This is a genomic window from Aeromonas sp. A600620, from assembly GCF_029479985.1.
Lineage (GTDB): Bacteria > Pseudomonadota > Gammaproteobacteria > Enterobacterales > Aeromonadaceae > Aeromonas > Aeromonas veronii_A.
Genome location: NZ_JAAKXB010000002.1, coordinates 261,537 through 284,702, shown reverse-complemented (window position 1 = coordinate 284,702; position 23,166 = coordinate 261,537). Strand labels below are relative to the sequence as shown.

The 23,166-nt window shown below is 57.1% G+C and carries 14 protein-coding genes; 7 read left to right on the top strand and 7 right to left on the bottom strand.

Annotated elements, in window-relative coordinates; genetic code table 11:
* The first annotated feature begins 370 nt into the window (after nt 1–370).
* From G5533_RS03930 to G5533_RS03900, 7 genes are all read left to right on the top strand, one after another.
* The gene (locus G5533_RS03930) at nt 371–3,067 is read left to right on the top strand and encodes a GH92 family glycosyl hydrolase (RefSeq protein ID WP_421309557.1); all 2,697 of its coding nucleotides are present in this window, start codon (nt 371–373) and stop codon (nt 3,065–3,067) included.
* Nucleotides 3,068–3,122: 55 nt separating this feature from the next.
* Nucleotides 3,123–5,525: a GH92 family glycosyl hydrolase gene (locus G5533_RS03925; protein WP_421309558.1), complete on the top strand. Its 2,403-nt coding sequence runs from the start codon at nt 3,123–3,125 to the stop codon at nt 5,523–5,525.
* A gap of 62 nt (nt 5,526–5,587) precedes the next feature.
* Entirely contained in the window at nt 5,588–8,110 is a 2,523-nt protein-coding gene (locus G5533_RS03920) for a GH92 family glycosyl hydrolase (RefSeq protein ID WP_421211819.1), read from the top strand.
* A 308-nt stretch (nt 8,111–8,418) separates the two neighbouring features.
* Complete coding sequence (locus G5533_RS03915; protein WP_266135106.1) at nt 8,419–10,857, top strand: GH92 family glycosyl hydrolase; 2,439 nt, start codon at nt 8,419–8,421, stop codon at nt 10,855–10,857.
* Nucleotides 10,858–11,299: 442 nt separating this feature from the next.
* Entirely contained in the window at nt 11,300–13,192 is a 1,893-nt protein-coding gene (locus G5533_RS03910; RefSeq protein ID WP_441254524.1) for a PTS fructose transporter subunit EIIC, read from the top strand.
* 235 nt (nt 13,193–13,427) lie between these two features.
* Nucleotides 13,428–14,180 (top strand): DNA/RNA non-specific endonuclease, encoded by a 753-nt coding sequence (locus tag G5533_RS03905; RefSeq protein ID WP_441254522.1) that lies wholly within the window; start codon nt 13,428–13,430, stop codon nt 14,178–14,180.
* Between the two features lie 323 nt (nt 14,181–14,503).
* A complete protein-coding gene (locus G5533_RS03900; protein ID WP_421254917.1) occupies nt 14,504–15,607 on the top strand; it encodes an ElyC/SanA/YdcF family protein in 1,104 nt (367 codons plus the stop codon).
* 82 nt (nt 15,608–15,689) lie between these two features.
* Here G5533_RS03900 and G5533_RS03895 read toward each other — a convergent pair whose 3' ends face one another.
* The 7 genes from G5533_RS03895 to cyoA form a co-directional block, all read right to left on the bottom strand.
* Entirely contained in the window at nt 15,690–16,064 is a 375-nt protein-coding gene (locus G5533_RS03895) for a DUF805 domain-containing protein (RefSeq protein ID WP_005337730.1), read from the bottom strand.
* Nucleotides 16,065–16,124: 60 nt separating this feature from the next.
* Complete coding sequence (locus G5533_RS03890) at nt 16,125–17,495, bottom strand: MFS transporter (protein ID WP_266135111.1); 1,371 nt, start codon at nt 17,493–17,495, stop codon at nt 16,125–16,127.
* A 160-nt stretch (nt 17,496–17,655) separates the two neighbouring features.
* The gene (cyoE, locus tag G5533_RS03885) at nt 17,656–18,552 is read right to left on the bottom strand and encodes a heme o synthase (protein WP_421254918.1); all 897 of its coding nucleotides are present in this window, start codon (nt 18,550–18,552) and stop codon (nt 17,656–17,658) included.
* Between the two features lie 11 nt (nt 18,553–18,563).
* Nucleotides 18,564–18,893, bottom strand: a complete 330-nt coding sequence (locus tag G5533_RS03880; protein ID WP_216953247.1) for a cytochrome o ubiquinol oxidase subunit IV — start codon at nt 18,891–18,893, stop codon at nt 18,564–18,566.
* Nucleotides 18,894–19,508: a cytochrome o ubiquinol oxidase subunit III gene (locus tag G5533_RS03875; RefSeq protein WP_421254919.1), complete on the bottom strand. Its 615-nt coding sequence runs from the start codon at nt 19,506–19,508 to the stop codon at nt 18,894–18,896.
* Nucleotides 19,509–19,615: 107 nt separating this feature from the next.
* On the bottom strand, nt 19,616–21,592 hold the full coding sequence (gene cyoB / locus G5533_RS03870) for a cytochrome o ubiquinol oxidase subunit I (protein WP_441254521.1): 1,977 nt from the start codon (nt 21,590–21,592) through the stop codon (nt 19,616–19,618).
* Nucleotides 21,593–21,595: 3 nt separating this feature from the next.
* Nucleotides 21,596–22,639, bottom strand: coding sequence for a cytochrome o ubiquinol oxidase subunit II (gene cyoA / locus G5533_RS03865; protein ID WP_441254520.1), 1,044 nt, complete (start codon nt 22,637–22,639; stop codon nt 21,596–21,598).
* Nucleotides 22,640–23,166: the final 527 nt, after the last annotated feature.

Sequence of the window (23,166 nt, the reverse complement as noted above, 5' to 3'; positions counted from 1 at the left end):
AATCAACGAAATAATAGAAACCGTTAATTTACAGGCAGCAGGAAAAACTTTTAAGAGCATTTATATATTCCAGATGTAACACAGCTCAGCCACTTATTTCATAAGTGTAAGGGGCGATTTTTTAAATCAGGCTCTGGGTGCCTGTTATTTTTCTGCGCATTTATTTTTCCGCCTGTATGGCCAGATCGTTTTCAAGATCCATTTTATCTGGCTGATATTCCCCCCGTCACCCTCTATATCCAGTGACAGTCGGGGTAATACATGCAGATGGCTCTCTCATCCGGCAGATATTCATTGGCTGGCCCGGCGTTCTGCATTATCTGTTTTTATACGTTCGATACCCTACTTTCATTAACCTGTGGCGACAAATATGAAACTGAAACGTTCCCTGCTCGCGTGTGCCGTACTGGCTGGCCTGGTTGGTATATCCGGTTGTCAAAATGACTCGGATACCGCTGTCGATAACAATAAAGAGACTAACGTCTCCCGTTACGTCAATCCGTTCATCGGCACAGGTAATTTAGGCAACACCTATCCTGGTGCCACTACCCCGCATGGCATGGTGCAGCTGTCGCCCAATAATGGGGCCAATGGCTGGGAATATATCTCCGGCTATTACTACCACGACAACCGCCTCGCCGGGTTTTCCCACACTCACCTCTCGGGCGCCGGAGCTGGAGATCTCAACGATATTCTGGTGATGCCGATCAACTCACGCTCCAATTTCATGCTGAACGAGGGGTCGGCCTCACTGAATCTGGAGGCCTCCCGCTACAGCCACAAGGATGAAGAGGCAACGGCGGGCTACTACAAGGTCAATCTGAAGGATTACGGGATCAAGGCCGAGCTGACCGCCTCGGATCGGGTGGGGGTTCATCGCTACACCTTCCCGCAAGATAAAAAATCGGAAATCGTGGTCAACCTCGGCTTCAAGGTCAACTGGGACTACACCTCCGACTCCTATCTGAAATGGGACAAAACCCACAACCGGATCGAGGGCCATCGCTTCTCTGACGGCTGGGCCCCCAGCCAGAAAGAGTTCTTCGTGATGGAGTTCGACCAGCCCATCAAAAACATCCGCTTCGCCTACTTTGACAAAGACCAGAACCGCTATCTGGACCTGCCGGAAGGCACCACCGAGATCGGCAACGAGACCCGTGGCAAATATCAGTACGCGCGTGCCTATGTGGAATTTGATACCGCGGCGGCGGGCTTGGTCGTCGAGGCCAAGGTAGCCCTCTCCAACGTCGAGATCGGCCGGGATGGCAACGCTGGCGCCTCACTCAACATGACCGAAGTGGCCAATATGTCGTTTGACGATGTCCGTCAGGCTGCGACCCAAAAATGGGAAAAGGAGCTGGGCAAGATCCGGGTCAGTGGGGATGAGGAGTACAAACAGACCTTCTATACCGCGCTCTACCACACCTATCTGGGCCAGACCATTCACTCTGATCTGGACGGGCGCTACCGCCAGGTGCATCAGGGGCGCAACGCCTATCCGGATGGCAACACACCGTGGGGCGAGCGGATCGATACCCTCAAGGAGTCGGTTCGCACCGCCGATGCCAACCGGGATGGCAAAGCGGACTTTACCCGTTACGACACCTTCTCCCTGTGGGACACCTACCGCGCAGTACAACCCCTCTCGTCACTGCTGGAGCCGGATCGCCTCGCCGATGTGGTGCTCTCCATGCTCTCCTACGCCGAGGAGGAGTGGATGGACGATCTGGGCAACCTGCGCAAGGGCAGATTGCCGGAGTGGACCTTCAAGGGTAACGAGACCGGCATGATGATGGGGATGCACTCCACGCCGGTGATCCACGACGTACTCTCCAAAGGCTCGCTGGACAGACGGATGATCGCGCTGGGCTTCAGCGATGCGGAACGTCAGGAGATCAAGGAGCGACTGGTGACCGCCATGATCACCGACGCCCGCGCAGCCACCAGCCAGGGGGTCGCCTGGATCAAGGAGTACGAGCAGCAAGGCTATGTACCTGCCCAGTTGCATGACACACCGCCGGGCAATGACTGGGAATCTCACTCCCCCTTCAAGGATGCCTGGACCTCATCCTACTCGCTGGAGTACTCCATGAATGACTGGGCGATCGCCCAATCGATCAAGGCAGTATTTGGCGAAAGTGACCCCCGCTATCAGGAGTTTGCCGATCGATCCAAGAACTGGCAGGCGCAGTTTGACTTTGGCGGCAAGCAGTACAAGGGGTGGTTCAAGGCCCGCGACTACGCTGGCAACTTCATTGATGCCGGTTGGGTAGACCCGAAAACCGGCCGGGCAGTGGGCAAGGATTGGCGCCCCGACATGTTCAACTGGTCATTCGCCGAGTCCAACGGCTGGCAATACGCCTTCAGCGTTCAACATGACATTCATGGCCTGGTCGATCTGATGACCCGCTTCGACCAGACCCAGAATCCTCAGGCCAAACGGGGCGAACTGTTTGCCAAACGGCTGGACGAGTATTGGAGTACCTATCCGGATCGCAACGCTGGCGACAACCAGTTCCCGGTATTCAACACCGGCAACGTGGGACAGCATGTGCAGGGCAACGAGCCCGATATCCATGTGCCCTACCTCTACAACTACGTAGGACAGCCCTGGAAGGGACAGGCCGCCATCGTGGCAGCCACCAACGTCTGCTACAAGAACACCCCTGACGGCATCTGTGGCAACGATGACTTTGGCACCCTCTCTGCCTGGTTCGTGTTCCGGGCGCTGGGCTTCTTCCCGGTCAATGCCTCCTCCGGCATCTACGAGATTGGCACCCCCATGTTCGAAACCGCCTCGCTCGATGTGGGTGCGGGCAAGCAGTTCACCGTCACGGCCCAGAATGTCAGCCGCGACAACATCTACATCCAGTCTGCTCGCCTCAATGGCAGCGAGTTCAATCGCAGCTACCTCACCCATGAGGAAATCCTCAGTGGCGGCACGCTTGAATTCGTGATGGGCGATAGCCCCAACCAGAATTGGGGCAGCCAGCCGGAAGATCTGCCGCCCGCGCAAGGTATCGGCACCTTCCTGCACGAAGGCAACCTGCCTGCAGGTTCCCGTTAATCACCCGTTCGGGGGAGGGTTCCCTCCCCCATCACCACTCAAAAATGGAATGACCATGTTCAAGTGCAATCTTCTTTCTCTTGCGGTGATTGCCGCGCTGACCGGTGGCATCGCCGGTTGCAACAGTGAGAGCGAGTCTACCGCTATCGAGAAACCGGTAACTCCGGTTGTCGATCTGTCGGTACTGAAATACGTTGACCCCATGATAGGCACCGCCGCATCAGGCCACACTTTCCCCGGTGCCACCCGCCCTGCCGGCATGGTGCAGCTCTCGCCGGATACCTTTATTGGATCCAACACCGATCACGAGAGCGGACTCAACCCCTGGCACTCAGCCTCCGGCTACTGGGACTCTTCCAATTACCTCACGGGCGAGATCGTCGCAACCGATGTTCCGCTCTACGGCTTCTCCCATACCCATCTCTCCGGCACCGGCGCCACCGATCTGGGCGACATTCTGGTACTGCCCTACGCCGAGATGGCCGACGCCCAGATAAACGCCTTTGACAAAACCAATGAGCACGCCAGCGCCGGTTATTACAAAACCAGACTGAGCAAGGGGGAGATTGAGGTTGAGCTGACCACCACCAAACGGGTCGGTTTGCACCGTTACACCTTCGCCAAAGGATCGGATCGGAATGTGAAATTCGATCTGGGCCACACTCTGCTCAACAACAACGGCCAATCGCTGAAAAACAAAGTCGAAGTGGTGGATGAGTACACCCTGCGTGGCCGCAAAACCTCCACTGGCTGGTTCCAGGGACAGAACCATCAGGGCCAGAACATCTTCTTCTACGCCAAATTCAACCAACCTGTGGCCAGGGCCATGCTGGGCGAGCAGGACAAGATACCGACCCGGGAGATGCGCCCCAACAGCGTCTATCAAGGGGATGACCTGACCGCCTACCTCAATTTTGGCCAGGGTGACCAACCGCTCGAGATCCGGGTCGGTATCTCGGCGGTGAGCTGGCAAGGGGCCCAGAAGAATCTGGAGGCGGAAGCCCCCACCTTTGATTTTGCCAAGGTGAAGTCAGATGCCGAATACGCGTGGGCCGAAAAGCTGGCAACACTCAAAACCGAAGGGGGGACGGAGACCGAGAAGACCAATTTCTACACCGCCCTCTACCACATGATGATCGCCCCTATCGAGTTCTACGATGTGGATGGCAAGTATCTTGATATGCAGGGCACCCTGCGCACCCTGCAACCAGGTGATACTCCCAACTACTCCATCTACTCGACCTGGGATACCTTCCGCGCCGTTCACCCCATGTGGACCATCATGGACCCGCCACAGGCGACTCTCTACGCCAAGGATCTGATCCGCAAATCCAACGTGGAGTTCGGCCTGCTGCCCAAGTGGGAAGGCCACGGCTCGGAAACCGGCACCATGATTGGCTACCCCTCGGCGGCCATCCTTGCCGATGCGGTGACCAAGGGGCTGATCGATGCGCAAGAGGCACTGGAAGCCTCGGTCAAATCGGCCCACTACCGGCCTGCCGATTACCCGCAGATCCATGACGACATCCTGAGCTCGCTGATGGCCGGTCAGCTCAGCTATCACGAGAAAGAGCAGTGCGTCCGTTATCCCAACTGGAACTCGGTCTCCTACTCGCTGGAGTTCTCTTTCTACGACTGGACCATCGCCGAGATGGCGAAAGCCGCGGGCGACATGACAACCTATCAAGAGTTCAAGGCACGCTCCTACAACTCGCTCAAACATTGGGATCCCCAGGCTGGCAATGCCGATGGCAAAGGCTTCTTCGTACCGACCGAGCTGAAAAACGGTGACCCGTGCGCCCTGAAATACGCGCCAGCCGATTTCGATCCCTACAAGTCGGATGCCTTCTACTACACCGAGGGCAATGCCTGGCAGTGGCAGTGGTCCTTCATGCAGGATCTCGACAAGCTGACCGAGATCATGGGCGGCCAGCAGGGACTGAACGACAAGCTCGACAACCTGTTCAACGCCGACCCCAACGGGGGCGAAGCACATCAGGACATGACCGGTTACATCGGGCAGTACATTCATGGCAACGAGCCCTCACACCACGTCATCTATCTCTACAATCGCACCGCCCAGCCCTGGAAAGCGCAGGAGTACCTCGACCGGGTCTATAAGGAGTTCTACAAAACCACCCCGGATGGCCTGATCGGCAATGAAGACGTCGGCCAGATGTCGGCCTGGTACATCATGAGTGCCATGGGCTTCTATCAAATCTCCCCGGGCGACCCGACCTACACCATCGGTCGTCCCATCTTTGACAAGGTCACCATCAACCTGCCCGACGGTCAGTTCAACGTGGTAGCGCAGAACAACAGCCCGGACAACCTCTATGTCAAAGAGGTCACCATCAATGGCAAGCCACTCAACCAGTACAACACCTTCGCCCACAGCGAGATCCGTCCCGGTGGTGAGCTGCGTTTTGTGATGACCAACCAGCAACCGACCCCGTAACTCTACAAGCGGCAAGCCACCCGGCTTGCCGCTTTTTCATCTCCGGAATTTGAGGAACAACAATGTTCAAACCCCACAAGCTGGCCATCATGGTGACAGCCCTGCTTGGCCTCTATGGCTGCAACACAAATGATGAGACTACTGACAATGGCCGTCCCGATAATGCCCTGCAGGTGCTGCAATATGTCGATCCGCTGATCGGCACCGATGGGCTGGGCAATGTCAATCCGGCCCCGGTCATGCCGGAAGGGATGATCCAGCCGGGCCCGGACAACTGGAATCCGGCCAACTGGAATGGCAAGGGATCCCCTTCCGACTATCACCACCATCTGGCCAAGCTTTCCGGCTTCAGCAGCACCCATATCTCGGGGGCAGGCAAGGGGGATCTCAATGATTTCGCCTTCTTGCCCTTCATCGGCAGCAATACCGACCCGGTCACCATCAACAAGACGAGCGAACAGTCGGAAGTAGGCTATTACAAAGCGGATCTGGTGGAGACCGGCATCAAGGCCGAACTCACTGCCACCCAGCGGGTCGCCTTCCACCGTTACAGCTATCCGGCGGGTGAAGATCGCAAAGTCCAGCTTGATCTGCAGCACGAGCTGCTGGAGCAGTACGGTAACCACTCCCGCAATATTTACTTCAAGCGGGTGAGCGACAACGCCATTGCCGGAGCCAGAACCAGCAACGAGTGGGGGCAGTGGCAGACGGTCTTTTTCTACGCCGAGTTTTCCGAGCCGTTTGTGGATCAGATCCTCTATGTCGATGGCAAATTGAGCAACGACACCGAGGTGGGGTTGGCCGATTACATCGGGTATGGCGAAACCAGACCCCGGGTACGGGATGTGGTGACCCAGCTCAACTTTGCCAAAGGGGAACGGCCCATCACCATGAAGATGGCCATCTCGGGCACCGGCATTGAGGGGGCCATGGCCAACCTGCGCGCCGATGAACATGACTACCGCTTCGATCAGGTGGTGCAGGAGAACAAGCAGGCATGGGCGAAAGTGCTCAATAAGTTCACCCTGGAGGGTGGCAGCGATGCCGACAAGACGATGTTTTATACCTCGCTCTATCGCACCTACATCGCCCCCTTCGTCTATCAGGATGTGGATGGTCAATATCGCGGAATGGATGGCAAGGTGCATCAGGCCAAGCCGGGCTTTACCAACTATTCGGTCTACTCCATGTGGGACACCTTCCGCGCCGCCCACCCATTGAAGACCATCATCGAAAAAGAGCGATCCATCGACTATGTGCACGATCTGCTCAACAAATATAAAACCGGCGGCATCATGCCCAAATGGGAGCTGCACTCCGACTATACCGGCGAGATGGTCGGCTACCCGGCGGTCTCCATCATCGCCGACGTCATCGTCAAATACCCGGATGCATTCACACAGGAAGAGATAAAGCTGGCGCTGCAGGCGGCCAATGTCTCCGCCAACTTTGACCTCGCGCTGACCAAAAGCTGGGTGCCCTATCAGGATCCCTGGAACGGCGACAAGCGCTTCACCGTGATGACCCGTCACGGCCAGTATGCCGAGCAGCACGGCTATGTCCCCGCCAACGTCAAACTCAAGCCGGAAGAGGGCGGCATGGCGCAGGACAAGTACGATGAACTGGTCAACGAGTCCGTCTCGTACGGTGTCGAGAATGCCTACTATGACTGGTGTATCGCCCAGCTGGCCCGACTGGCTGGCGACAAATCTGCCGAGAACCGCTATCTGGCCCGGGCGACTACCTGGCGCGCCTATTTTGACTACAACCCGGCGCAATATGGCAAATATGGCGCGACCGGCTTTATGCGCCCCAAAAATTACGATGGCAGCTGGGTCAACAATTACCCCTCCTGCGCCATCGATGAAAACGGCAATCCCGTTACACCACCACAAAACTGTGACACCAACGACAGCAGCCGTTATGACATCTTCTGGCCCTATCGGGCCGAGCACAGGGGGCAGGACTTTACCGAAGGCAACACCTGGCAGTGGAGCTGGTTTGTTCCCCACGATATCGAGGGGCTCAAAGAGGTGATGGGGGGCGAGGAGGGATTCCGGAAGAATCTGGATGCCCTCTTCACCGCCAACTCCAACGCCGATACCTCGCAAGGGGATATGACCGGCTATATCGGCCAGTTCGTGATGGGTAACGAGCCGGATCACCATGTCCCCTACCTCTATAACTGGACCAGAGAGCCGTGGAAAACCCAGGAGTATGTGGATCAGGCGGTACGCAGCTTCTTCCACCCGACCACCACAGGGCTGATTGGCAATGAGGATGTGGGGCAAATGTCCGCTTGGTACATCATGAGTGCGCTGGGCTTCTATCAGGTCACGCCGGGGCTCCCGGTCTACACCATAGGTCGGCCACTGTTTGACAAGGTGACCATGGATATCGATGGCGGAAAATTCACCGTGATCGCCGAAAACAATGGTCCCCAAAATATCTATGTGGAATCGGTCACCATCAATGGCAAACCGTTAGGGGAAAATCTGACGTTCAGCCACAGCGATATTCGGGCTGGTGGTGAACTGAAATTTATCATGACGGCGCAAAAACCGATCCGCTCAGATAATAAATAACCATCATGCATTATCAATATATGTTCAGGCCCACAGCTTCCTTTGGGCCTCTTTTTTTTGTCGACTCACCAAGCACCTCAAAAAATATGAGATGTTGCATCAGATGATGCGCAGATCACAAACAGACTGCCTTGCCACAAAAATCTAGTGAATGACACTTTTTTACTCTGTCGATGAAACAGATGGCATGGGAATAATAGTGCTCGCCGGGATCAATGCCATCGAGCACCAATATTGCTCAGGGATCGCTCCGGTCTCATAAAAATAGATCATGACTGCTCACCCTCTACCCGATGGAGCCGCTCAATATGTTCAAGAAAAATATTCTGGCCATTGCCCTGACCAGCACAGTAGCCATGTTATCCGGCTGCGATTCAGATAACAGCAGCGACAATAACGACGATCAAAAGCCAACGCCAACCAATGTGTTGCAATATGTGAACCCATTCGTTGGCACTGGCTTTAACGGTCACACCTTTCCCGGCCCTGTGGTACCGGAGGGCATGGTGCAACTCTCGCCGGATACCGAGTTGATAGGCTGGCACTCCTCCTCCGGCTATCACTTTGACAAAGATACCCTGTTCGGATTTTCCCACACCCACCTCTCAGGCACCGGCATGGGGGGGCTGGGGGATATTCTGTTCCTGCCCTTTACCGAAGATAAATCCAAATACATCGAGCAAAGCGATGATTACCGCAAAGCCATCTCGGTCAAAATGGACAAAAAATCCGAGCAGGCCGAGCCTGGCTACTATGCGGTGCGCATCGCCGAGAATGGCATCAAGGCCGAGCTGACCGCCTCCGAGCGGGTGGGCTTTCACCGCTACACCTATCCGCAGGGGCAACCCCAACGGCTGAAGATCGATTTGAACTCGATCCTCAACAGCGACTGGGGATCGAGTTCGCTGCGCAACAAACTCACCGTCAGCGAAGATGGCTACACCATCACCGGCGAGCGAGATGCGACTCACTTCTCCGGCTGGGCGAAAAACCAGAAGATCTTCTTCCATGCGACCTTCGACAAGAAGATCAAAGGGGTCTACATCCTCGCTGGTGGTGTGCCGGTAGAGGGCTTGAGCGCCGAGCATAAGGCCAAATCCAAAGCGGATGTCACCGCTTACGTCGAATTTGAAGAGGGCGGCTCAGCCCAACTGAACGCCAAAGTTGCCCTATCGGCGGTCGATGCCACCGGCGCATGGAACAACTACCAGGCCGAAGGGGATGTTTCGTTTGACGAGGCCCGCGCCAACGCCCGCGAGAAGTGGGCCAACGCCCTCAATTTCACCATCGAGGGGGGCAGCAAGGAGCAAAACGAGATCTTCTACACCGCCCTCTACCACACCAAGATCGCCCCCATCGTCCATCAGGATGTGGATGGCAACTACCGCGGCATGGGCAAAGGGGCGCAGGCCAAGGGGGAAGGCAGCTACTCCATCCACTATGGCCAGGCAAGCGAAGATCAGCCCAACTTCTCGGTCTACTCACTGTGGGACACCCAGCGAGCGCTGCACCCGCTTAAAACCATCACCGAACCCACCCGCGCCGTGCAGTATGCCAAGAACCTGCTCCAGAAGTATCTGGAGAGCGGCCTGCTGCCCAAGTGGGAGCATCTGGGGGATGAGACAGGCACCATGGTGGGCTATCCGGCGGTGGTGGTGATTGCCGACGCCATCACCAAATACCCCGATGCCTTCACTGCGCAGGAGAAAAATCTGGCGCTCACGGCCGCCATCGACTCCTCCACCTATACCAACTACCCCATGCTGGCGACCGAGTGGGACAAGGCAGTGCTGGACAAGACCCTGACCAACCACATCGATTACATCGAAAAGAACGGCTTTGCCCCGGCAGTGCAGCGGATCGACGGTCAGCCCGTCTTCGCTGACTACACCCTCGAGTCGGTCTCCTACGGTCTGGAGAACGCCTTCTATGACTGGGCCATCGCCCGGATCGCCAAGGCGGCCGGCAACCCGGCGGCCGAAGCGCGCTATCTGGCCCGTTCTAACGGCTATCAGCGCTACTTCGACCACAATGCGGCCGAATACGCCCAGTACGGGGTGACCGGTTTCATGCGTCCGGTGATGATCGATGGCGCCTTCATGACGCCGTTTGATCCCTATGGCACCGAACATGAGACCGGCAACTATACCGAGGGCAACGCCTGGCAGTGGACCTGGTTTGTGCCCCATGACATCAAGGGTCTGAAAACCGCGATGGGCGGAGAAGAGGCCTTCAAGCAGAATCTGGACGCCACCTTTGCTGCCGAGAGTCAGGGGTCGGAGACCGCTGACATGACCGGGATGATGGGTCAGGTGGCCTTCGGCAATGAACCCTCCCACCATATTCCCTACCTCTACAACTGGACATCGGAGCCCTGGAAAACTCAGGAGACGGTCGACTACATCCTCGACACCATGTACTCGAACACCCCGGCAGGCATCATAGGCAACGAGGATGTGGGCTCCATGTCTGCCTGGTATGTGATGTCAGCACTTGGCTTCTATCAGGTGAATGCGGCAGACCCCGTTTACACTATTGGCCGCCCGCTATTTGCCAAAGCGACCATCCCGGTCAAGGGGGGAACCTTCACCATCATCGCCGATAACAACAGCGCCAAGAACCGCTATGTCCAGTCGGTCACCATCAATGGCAAACCGCTCAAGGATGGTCTCTTCTTCGAGCACAAGGAGTTTGTACCGGGGGGCAACCTCCACTTCGTGATGGGCGATACCCCGCCACAAAAGTAACGATCGATAGCATTGAAGTGACATTCAGCACGCAATCCGAAAATGTCACTTTGTGATACCCGACGGCCCACGCCAGATGGATTGATAAAATCCAATCAGCGCTGGGCCATTTTATTTTCCAGTGGGAAACCCAGGTTCAGCCATTAACCCGTTTTTCTCAAATATGCCTTAAATCGGGCAATAAACCGCAAAAAATGGCTGTAAATCCCATTACAAGGGTTTTTCTGTCATACCTTGACCGCTGTCACATCCTGCCATTAATTAAACAAAAACCACTATTGAGTTAAAGATCAACACTTTGCGAGCTGGATCACACCAGCAAAACCATGCAACAAAAATCCAGTTATTGCTACATTCATCGCCTGTCCAACCCTACCCGTGAGGGCAATAATGAGCCCAATTCGCAACGCATGACTTAGCCCTTACAGGGAAGGAGAGTGAGATGTTACCCACCATGACCAACGGCAGACTCATCTGCCTGGAGTTGAAGGCCACCAGCAAGGAGGCTCTGTTCGACGAGATGGCACAGATGCTGGCGCGCGATGGCGCCGTGTCTGATCAACAGCAATTCGTCAAGGATATCTGGGCCCGCGAGCAGCTGGACTGCACCGGCTTCGAGCAGGGTGTCGCCCTGCCCCACGCCAAGAGCAAGGCGGTCAGCCGTCCGGCCATAGCCATCGGTGTCAGCCGTCAGGGTATCGAGTACGGCGCCGAAGATGGCAAACCGACCCAGCTTATCTTCATGATCGCCTCCCCGGATGGCGGCGCCAACCACCACATCGAAGTGCTGGCCGAGCTCTCCACCCGTCTGCTGGAACCGGGCTTTATCGAGCAGATGAAAGCCGCCACCACCGTCGAGCAAGCGCTGACCCTGCTCAAGCAAGGCCCGAAAGTGCAAAAACCGGCCCCAGCCGCCAAACCGGCTGCCACTGCACCGGCTGAACCCGAAGAGCGCACCTTCAAGGATCGCCTCAATACCATGAAGCAGCACCTGCTGTTTGGTACTTCCCACATGATCCCCTTCATCGTGGCGGGCGGTGTGCTGCTGTCACTGTCGGTGATGATGAGCGGCAAGGGCGCCGTGCCGGAAGCGGGCTTCCTCAAAGACATGGCAACCATGGGGATCGCCGGTCTGACCCTGTTTACCGCCGTGCTGGGTGGCTATATCGCCTACTCGCTGGCTGACAAGCCGGGCCTGGCCCCGGGCATGATCGGCTCCTGGATTGCCGTTCAGCACTATCAAACCGGTTTCCTCGGCGCCATTCTGGTGGGCTTTATCGCCGGTTTCGTGGTCAATCAGCTCAAACGGATCAAGCTGCCTGACTCCATGACCTCCCTCGGTTCCATCTTCATCTATCCGCTGATCGGTACCTTTCTGGTGTGCGGCATCGTGATGTGGGGGATCGGTGCCCCGATCGCCGCCATGATGGAAGGGATGAACCACTGGCTCTCCAGCATGGCGGGCTCAGGTAAAGTGATGCTGGGTGCCATTCTGGGTGGTATGACCGCCTTCGATATGGGCGGCCCGGTCAACAAGGTTGCTACCCTGTTTGCCCAGACTCAGGTCAACACCCAGCCCTGGCTGATGGGCGGCGTCGGCATCGCCATCTGTGTGCCGCCGCTGGGTATGGCGCTGGCGACCTTCATGTCTCCGAAGCGTTACAAGAAAGAGGAGCGTGAATCCGGCAAAGCGGCCGCCATCATGGGCATGATCGGTATCAGCGAAGGTGCAATCCCGTTTGCCGCCGCGGACCCCATGCGTGTCATCCCAGCCATCGTCGCAGGCGGTATCGTCGGCAACATCACCGGCTTTATGATGCACAGTATCAACCACGCCCCTTGGGGTGGCTGGATTGTCCTGCCGGTTGTTGAAGGCAAGATGGGCTACATCTTGGGTACCATCCTCGGCGCCCTGACCACCGCCATCATCGTCAACCTGCTGAAGAAGCCGGTGAGCGAAGAAGATGACGTCACTACCACCCAAACCAGCTTCGAAGTCATTGAAGCGGAAGGAGAAGCAGACGTACTGGCCATCACTGCCTGCCCGTCTGGCGTGGCCCACACCTTCCTCGCCGCCAAGAGCCTGCAGAAGGCCGCCGCCAAGCAGGGGATCAAGCTCAAGGTCGAGACCCAGGGCGCCAACGGCATCATCAACCGCATCACCGCCAAGGATGTCGCCAGCGCCCGCTGCGTCATCTTCGCCCACGATGTGGCCATCAAGAACCGCGAGCGCTTCACCAATATCGAGGTCATCGATGTGAAAACCAAAGAGGCGATCCACAATCCGGAAGCACTGCTGGCCCGCACGCTGGGCAACAAGGCAAACGCCGCCTGATAGCCGTCAGACTCCACCTATCACAAGGGGCCCTTCACGGGCCCCTTTTCGTTGCCTGCCGAGCAATCGCATATCATCCCACCGACCAAGCCACTGATTTAAAACATATTAACCAGTCACATCACGGATCTTGGCGAGCCGTCACAGAACGGTGACGTGTAAAAAAACAGCAATTGAAGCGCTGGTCAGATCTCATGTCAAATGGCTCCGCCTACTAAACTGGAGCATCACAAAAATGATAAAAATCAATAAATTGGTTCTGGCTGTTACCCTCACCCTCACTGCCACCCCCTTGCTGGCCGCCCACTGGGAATGCGGCCAGCACGTGCGCTTTGGCCTCCCCTCCGAATCGGATCAGAAGCTCTGCCGTGAAGGGTATGCGGTCGGCTACAACTACGACTACAAGGTGGCGGACTGGGTCTCCTACCGGATGACCGCCCAGAGCGCACAGGGCACAGTGCCGCGCAAGGATGCCTTCGCCGAGGACAGGGAGATCCCGGTTGCCTACCGCGCCACCCTCTCCGACTACAAGGGCTCGGGCTACGACCGTGGCCATCAGGCCCCGGCGGGGGACATGAAATCGAACAAGAACACCATGAAAGAGAGCTTCCTGCTGAGCAACATGACACCGCAGATCGGGGTGCTCAACCAGAAGGCGTGGCGCGTGCTGGAGGACAAGGTGAACAAGTGGGCGGTCTCCCGCAAGGATGTGCAGGTGATCACCGGCCCCATCTTTACCGGCTCTGAAGAGTCCATCGGTCAGGGTGTGGCGATCCCGAGCGCCTACTACAAGATCGTGATGGACCCGGCCAGACTGCAGGCCATCGCCTTTATCATGCCGCAGCAAGAGGTGCCCATCAGCCAGATCGCCGACTACCGGGTCTCGGTACGTGAGGTGGAGGAGCAGACCCAGCTCAACTTCTTCAGCGATATGCCCGAAGAGCAGCAAGAGACGCTGGAAGCCCGCATCTCCCCGATGTGGAACTGACTGCGAACACTCGCCAACAGATGGATTGACACCCCATCTCTCTTGCATCGCGATAGAGGGAGGGGCCAACGCCCCTCCCAGCAGGGGGAGTCACGCTCCCCCTGTCCCTTTTCAGATGGCAGCTGACCCGTTGCGGCCACTTTTGCGGCCACAGGAGTGGCATCACCCGACGACCCGCCCCGACTCACAGTTTGCCGCACCGTTAACTGGTATATTGCCCTCTCTTTGGCACTAACAGACTGAATTGACGCACATTTGCCTTATCCCATCGGCCCACACGCTGGCGCACCACGGTGCAATTCAGCCCGACAGAGGACCTTTTGATGAAACAGACCCTTCTTGCCCTCACCCTCGGCGGCCTGCTGGCGCTCTCGCCCCTCGCCCTGCAAGCGGCCGAGAGCTCGATGCAGATGGAGCATGACCTCAATACCCTGGTCAGCAAGCGCCAGGCGGTGGACATGCTGCTCGGCGAAGCACTGCAGATCTACAAGTCGCCAGCCAAGATCTCCCACGCCGGTTTTACCGCCAAGATGCCGAGCAATATGGAGCTGGTGACCGAGCGGCTGCTGGCCGCCTACCAGCTTGAACCCTACCGCACCGACCTGCTCATCTCGGCAGCCAACGTCCAGATCTACAACGGCAACCTGAGCCGCGCCATCACCTTGCTGGAGCAGGCGCAGGCCGTCGCCCCCGATGATCTCGACATCAACAGCTATCTCGCCATCTGGCAGCTGGTGAAGGGTAACAAGGAGGCCTCCCGCAGCTATCTGGCGAAAGTGGCTGATCGCAACAGTGGCCGCGCCGCCGATCTGGAGGAGATCATCGCCCGGGTGCAGCGGATCACCGCCGCCCCGCTGCAGACCGAACTGACCGGGGATCAGGTCAAGGCCAGCAGGGAGGGCAAACGCGCCATCGTCACCCTGGGCTACGCCCTCAATCCCGACGGCAGCATGGACAAGATCCTGCTGGGCCGTCTGCAAACCACTCTGGCGCTGGCCAAGGCCGACCCGGAAGCGCTGATCATCCTGACTGGCGGCATGCCCCAGAACCGCCAGACCGAGGGCAAGCTGATGGCCGACTGGCTGGCCAACCACGGCATCGCTCGCAGCCGCCTGATTGAAGAGAACTACGCCACCAGCACGGTGGATAACGCCCTCTACAGCGCCTATGCCCTCGCCCGCCACCAGATTGACTATGCGGTGCTGGTGAGCTCCGCCAGCCATGTACGCCGCGGTCAGACGGTGCTGGAAATCGCCTGCGACCAGATTGGCCCGGCCAACATCAAGGTGGCGAGCGTCAGCTACCCCGACAAACCCCTCGAGGAGCTGGCCACCCCGAGCGAGAGCGAGCTGCTCGGCATCTACCGCGACGCCCTGCGCACCTACGGCATGTGGAGCTACCGCTCCGCCCCGCTGATCGAGCGTTGATCGGCCATCAACACGAAAAAGAGAGGGAGGCGCGATGCCTCCCTCTCTTTTTATTGACCGATGGTTGGCCAAGCCGCGCCCGTTAGCTGACGATAAAGCCCTGCGAGGGGGCCGCTTTGGGATCATCACCGAAGCGGTTTGGCCCCTGCTGGCCGTTGCAAACCATAAAGTAGATAAGCACCAGGGTGCCGATAATTGGGATAAGCCCGAGCAGCAGCCACCAAGCGCTGCGGTCGGTATCGTGCAGACGACGGGCCGCCACCGCCAGCGATGGCAGCAGCACCGCCAGCGAATAGATGGAGCTGATCAACTCATTGTCGCCGCCAATCAGCTTGTCCACCATGCCGAGCAACAGCATGACGATGACGTTGCACAGCACGAACATCCAGTATTCGGTGCGACGGGCCCGCCCGCTGAATACCGCATATTGCTTGAGGACCGAGATATACCAGTTCATTGCGCCTCCAGACTGTTTTCAAAAACAAGTAGTTGCAGATCCGAACCGAGCTTAGCGCGATCAGTGTCCGGCGTCGATCACCAGCAGCTCCAGATCCTGGCGACTGACCCGCTTGCTGTCCACCTTCACATAGAGCGAACGTTCCTTCCGTGCCAGCAGTACATCGTTCACCCCGTCGCAGGCTCGGAGTTTCTGCTCCAGTGCAGGGCTCGCCTCCACCCCTTCCGGTAACAGGATGCGCAGACTGCTCACATAGGGGGGCTCCTGCATGGTGAGGCTGACCCCGAGCCAGACAAGGGCCAGCGCAGAGCAGCCGCCAAACACCAGGGCGCCACCACCCAGACTGTAGAGCAGGCCCCCCAGGCTGCCACCGATAGCCACTCCGATAAACTGGCTGGTGGAGTAGATCCCCATGGCCGTACCCTTGTAACCCGGTGGCGACTCCTTGCTGATCAGGGATGGCAGCAACGCCTCCATCACGTTGAAGCCGATGAAGAAGAGCTGCAGGCCGGCGAGCAGGCCCCACAGCTGCAGGCCAGCCTGCCACAGCACCACTTCGGCGCTGAGCATCACCAGCACGCAGATCTGGAACACCAACTTCATCTTTCTGCGCGTCTCGGCATAGATGATGAAGGGTACAACGCTGACGAAGGCAATCAGCATGGTGACCAGATAAGCCTGCCACTGGCTGTCCCGAGGCAGACCCGCTTGCTCCAGCAGCGGCGGCAACGCCACGAAGCTCGACATCAACAGGGTATGCACGCACAAAATGCCGAGATTGAGTTTGAGCAGGCGCGGATTGGTCAGCACAGTGCGCATCCCGCCCCTGACCATGCCGGACTCGCGATTGAGCAGATGAGTTGTCGGTGTCGGCACCAGCCAGAGGGTGACGGCAATGCCCCCCAGCGCCAGCAGGGCGATGAGCCAGAACAGGCCGGAGAGTCCCAGCGCATGAGTGATGAGGGGGCCGGTCACCATGGCGATGGCGAAGGTGATGCCAAAGCTCACCCCGATGAAGGCCATCGCCTTGGTGCGGTTCTGCTCGCGGGTGAGATCCGACAAGAGCGCCATCACGGCGGCCGAGATGGCGCCGCTGCCCTGCAGGGCGCGGCCGGCGATGACGCCCCAGATGGAGTGGGTCAGCGCCGCGATCACGCTGCCGAGGGCAAACATCAGCAGGCCGCCGACGATGAGGGGCTTGCGGCCCACCTTGTCGGAGAGCAGACCGAACGGGATCTGGAACAGCGCCTGGGTCATGCCGTAGATGCCGATGGCCAGGCCGATGAGCGCCTCGGAGGCCCCCGCCAGCGACATGCCGTAGGTGGTCAGCACCGGCAGCACCATAAACATGCCGAGCATGCGCAACGAGAAGACGGAGCCGAGCGCCCAGGTGGCACGGCGCTCGCCCCTCGTCATGGTGAAATCATTCATGATGGCCTCGATAGGTCAGGGAAAAGGAAGACTCAAGGGGTGGCCGACACGCGCCATGCCACACCCGACAGAGGGGAAAAGTACCCGATGGGCGGCCCCATAATAACAGAGCCGGGGAGGTTCCCGGCTCTGGATCTCATGCAATCGGAAGCAACGCACACTATCGGAGCAACATGCTCACCAGCGCCACAGGCTCGGCCTCTGGCTGGAAGTCTACCGACATCATGACACTCAGACAGGTAATGGTGACGATGGAAAACATAAACAGCTTGCGCGCCCAGAGAACATCATCAACCAGCTGTTTGTAACCCGACAGCGCCATCCCCAGCCACCAGACACTCACCGCAGTGGCCACCACCAGATACTTGTAGCCGGCGTAACCGCCGAGGAACAGCATCAGGGTCGGCACCATAAAGGCCAGGATGTAGAGGGTAATGTGGTGCTTGGCCACCGAAATTCCCTTCACCACCGGCAACACCGGAATGTTGGCCGCCTGATAATCCTTGAAGCGGAAAATGGCGATCGCATAGGAGTGCGGCATCTGCCACAGGCTGAAGATCGCCAGCAGGATCAAGGCCCCCGAGTCGAACTGGCCGCTCACCGCACAGTAGCCGATGACCGGCGGCGCGGCGCCGGAGAGGCTGCCCACCAGGGTGCCGTAGACCGAGTGACGCTTCATGTAGAGGCTGTAGACCCCCACATAGACAATGAAGCCCAGCACCGCCAGCAGAGCAGCCAACGGATTGGCCGCCCAATAGAGCAGTGCAATGCCCGCCATGCCAAGCGCGGTGGCGTACCAGAGCGATACGCCGGGGGCGATCAGCCCCTTCACCAGAGCACGGTTCTTAGTGCGCTCCATGATGCAGTCGATATCCCGGTCGATGTAGTTGTTGAACACGCAACCGGAGGCCACCACCAGCGAAACACCCACCATGGTCAGCATGAACAGGGGCAGGTCCAGGCTTCCTTTTGAAGCCAGCAGAAATCCCCCGATCACCGAGATGAGGTTGCCGAAGATGATGCCCGGCTTGGTCACTTGCAGGTATTGCTTCATCATTGCCAGCCTGCTCAGTGGACCATCATGTTGATGTTGAGGTTGTACATGATCCACAGGGAACCCACGACCACGATGGCAATGATGAGCACGGTAAAGACCAGTGCCACCAGGTTCCAGCGCTCCTCGGACGAGGTGTTCATGTGCAGGAAGTAGACCAGATGGACAAAGATCTGCACCACCGCCATGCCAACCACGGTGGCCAGCACGGTGGTGTGGGAGGCGGAGCCGTCTATCACCATCCAGAACGGTACGGCAGTCAGGATCAGTGACAGCACGAAACCGATCAGGTAGCTCTTGGCGCTGCCGTGGCTGGCGCCGTGATTATCAACGGAATGACTCATTTACATTGCCCCCATCAGATAGACCACGGTAAAGACGCAGATCCACACCACGTCGAGGAAGTGCCAGAACAGGCTCAGGCACATCAGGCGGGAGCGGTTGCGATCGGTCAGCCCCTTCTTGGCCACCAGCACCATCATCACGATGATCCAGATAAGGCCGCTGGTGACGTGGATACCGTGGGTACCGACCAGGGTGAAGAAGGCGGAGAGGAAGGCGCTGCGATCCGGGCCGTAACCTTCTGCGATCAGGTGATGGAACTCGTAGATCTCCATCGCGATAAAACCGGCACCCAGCACAAAGGTCACCAGCAACCAGCCATTGACGGTAGACATCCGGTTCTTGTTCATCGCCAACATGGCAAAACCGAAGGTGATGGAGCTCAACAGCAGCAGCATGGTTTCGGCAAATACGAACGGCAGTTCGAAGATATCCTTGCCGCTCGGACCGCCGGCAGTGCCGTTGACCAGGACCGCATAGGTTGCAAACAGACATGCAAACAGAATGCAGTCACTCATCAGGTAGATCCAGAAACCAAACACCTTGTTGGCACCGGCATCATGGTGCTCATGGTCATGGGCACTCTCGTGAGTGTGATGTAGAACGTCGGTCGCCATAGCGTCACGCCCCCTTGTTAATGTTGGCAAAATGCTGACCTTCGGGTGCCCATACCCTCCGGGCACCGTAAACGTGGATGTGATATGAAACGCCAGTGGTCATAGCACTAAGCCCCCTTGTTGATGTTGGCAAAATGCTGATCTTCGATGCGCGTGATCTCGTCAACCTGGACGTAGTAGTCCACGTCATCGTTGAAGCTGTGGATGATCCAACTGCCAATCATGGCGGCAAAGGCAAGGATGGCCATCCACCAGATATGCCAGATCATGGCAAAGCCAAAGATGGCGCTGAAGCCCGCGATGATCACCCCTGCCCCGGTGTTCTTGGGCATGTGGATCGGCGCATACTGCTTGGGCTGCTGATAGGCTGAACCGTTTTGCTTGGCATCCCAGAAGGCATCCAGACCGGTGATCTTCGGCTCGATGGCGAAGTTGTAGAAGGGCGGCGGTGAAGAAGTCGCCCACTCCAGCGTCCGGCCACCCCAGGGGTCACCACTCACATCACGGTTCTGCTCGCGGTCACGGATGCTGACCACCAGCTGGATCACCTGGCACAAGACACCAAGGGCAATCAGGCCGGCACCACATGCTGCTACCACCAGCCAGGGGTGGAAGGCCGGATCCAGCTGTTGGCTGATGCGGCGGGTCATCCCCATGAAGCCCAGTACGTAAAGCGGCATGAAGGCAACAAAGAAGCCGATAATCCAGCACCAGAAAGCACGCTTGCCCCAGGTTTCGTTCAGGGTGAAGCCGAACGCCTTGGGGAACCAGTAGGTGATACCGGCAAAGCAGCCAAATACCACGGCACCAATGATGACGTTATGGAAGTGAGCGATGAGGAACAGGCTGTTGTGCAACACGAAGTTGGCCGCCGGCACCGAGAGCAGTACCCCTGTCATGCCACCTATGGTGAAGGTGATGATGAAACCGACGGTCCACAGCATGGGTGAGGTGAACTCGATGCGACCACGGTACATGGTGAACAACCAGTTGAAGATCTTCACCCCGGTCGGGATGGAGATGATCATGGTGGTGATGCCGAAGAAGGCATTCACGTTTGCGCCCGAGCCCATGGTGAAGAAGTGGTGCAACCAGACAATGAAGGAGAGCACGGTAATGGCAATGGTCGCCCATACCAGCGAGGTGTAGCCGAACAGCTTCTTCTTGCTGAAGGTGGCCACCACTTCGGAGAAGATCCCGAATACCGGCAACACCAGGATATAAACCTCGGGGTGGCCCCAGGCCCAGATCAGGTTGATGTACATCATCATGTTGCCACCCATGTCATTGGTAAAGAAATGGGTACCCAGATAGCGGTCTGCGGTGAGCAGGGCGATGGTAACGGTCAGGATCGGGAAGGAGGCGATGATCAGTACGTTGGAGCACAAAGCCGTCCAGGTGAACACCGGCAGACGCATCATGGTCATGCCAGGAGCGCGCATCTTGATGATGGTGGCGAAGAAGTTGACGCCAGTCAGCAAGGTACCCAGACCCGAGATCTGCAGACTCCAGATCCAGTAATCAACCCCGACCCCCGGGCTGTACTCCAGCCCGGAGAGGGGCGGATAGGCCAGCCAGCCGGTCTGGGCGAATTCACCGACCCCGAGGGAGACGTTGATCAGCACCACGGCGGCGGCGGTGAACCAGAAGCTGATGTTGTTGAGGAAGGGAAAAGCCACATCACGGGCACCGATCTGGAGCGGCACGACGATATTCATCAGACCGATCACCAGTGGCATGGCCACGAAGAAGATCATGATGACACCGTGGGCGGTGAAGATCTGGTCGTAGTGATGCGGCGGTAAAATGCCGTCACCACCAGCCGAAGCCATCACCTGCTGGGTACGCATCATCACCGCATCGGCGAAGCCGCGCAGCATCATGACCATACCCAGGATCAGATACATGACCCCAAGACGCTTGTGGTCGACCGAGGTAAGCCACTCTTTCCACAGATATTGCCACTTGCCGAAATAGGTGATCAGGCCGGCAACGGCCAGCCCCCCCAAAATGATACCGGCTACCGTCACCATGATGATGGGTTCATGGAACGGAATGGCATCGAGTGTTAATTTTCCAAACATCGGTTATTCCTCGGATCCTGCTTGCACAGCCTTGTTATCCAACGGCGCGTTCATATGTCCGGCATGCTCCTTCTGCCCGTCATGCGCCATAGCGGCATGGTCCATCTGCATATGTGCCATGTCATCGTGATTCATGGCGGCGCCATGCTCTGAGGGGGCTTTATGGGTCATCCCCTTGTGCTCGCCATGCCCCATGTCACCCATAAACTTGTTGATCAGCTTGACGAAAAGGGCCGGATCGGCACTTGAGAAATACTCCACCGGGTGGTTTTCGCTCTTCTTGGCCAGCGCATTGAACTCATCCATGGTGGTCAGCATCTTGGGAGAGGCCCTGACTTTGGCAACCCAGGCATCAAAACCGGCCTGCTCCTGCGTGGCAATCGCCTTGAACTTCATGCCCGAGAAACCGGCTCCGCTATAACTGCTGGAGATACCGTCATACGCGCCTGCTTCATTGGCAATGAGATGCAACTTGGTCTGCATACCTGCCATGGCATAAATTTGCCCGCCCAGCTTGGGAATGAAGAAAGAGTTCATGACTGTGTCTGAAGTCACCCGAAAATTGACGGGGGTATTGACCGGGAATGCTAATTCATTGACCGAGGCAATCCCTAATTCTGGGTAGACAAACAGCCATTTCCAGTCGAGGGAAATGACATCAATCTGGATCGGCTTCACCGTAGAATCCAACGGTTTGTAAGGATCCAGTTCGTGGGACGTTTTCCAGGTAATGGTTGCCAGGATGACGATGATAATAATTGGCACGGTCCACACAACCGCTTCAATTTTATTGGAGTGAGACCAATCCGGAGTATATTTAGCGTTGGTATTTGATGCCCTGTATTTGCGGGCAAAGACCACCGCCATAATAATTACAGGGATCACCACAATTAACATCAGCCCCAAGGCGGTTAATATCAGTGATTTCTGCTCCAGACCAATCTGCCCTTTGGGGTTCATCAAGGCCATGTCGCAGCCGGTCAGCAAGCTGGCCGATGCGAGCAACAGCAAAGCACCCAAGCCCCTCTTTAATTCAAAAGGTCTCATGCAGTGTCCTTATGGTCGCAGGCTAAAGTTGTAAAAACGGGCAACATTGTGATCAGAACCAGAACATGTAAACAACATGAAAAATTAATCCCGAGATTGTGCAAAACTTGGCGAACGCATGTGAAAATTGTTAATCAACCATCCAAGTCACTATAAATAGTGCTTTTCCCTATAATTAATCAACAGAACTGCCATCTCAAATTACAGTTGAACTCTGCACACTAAACTACCAACAAACCCCACATAGTATATGGATATATGAGGCTAAAATTTCGCCCTCCAGCATGAATAATAAACAGCTGCTGGCTACGATGATAAATGACCAATTAAATACATCTGCATTTACATAGTTAAATGCACCCACAGATAGCTGCCCTATATTTCTGCTGCATTTATTTTTAAAATCGGCTAACCAGAACAAGTCTGTCACTTGGCCCCTTGTTTGAATAATTTGTTTAATAAGTTATTATCAAACTATATAGACGCCATGCGAATATGGCGGTAGGTTGCGTCCTCTTGCTGCTGGT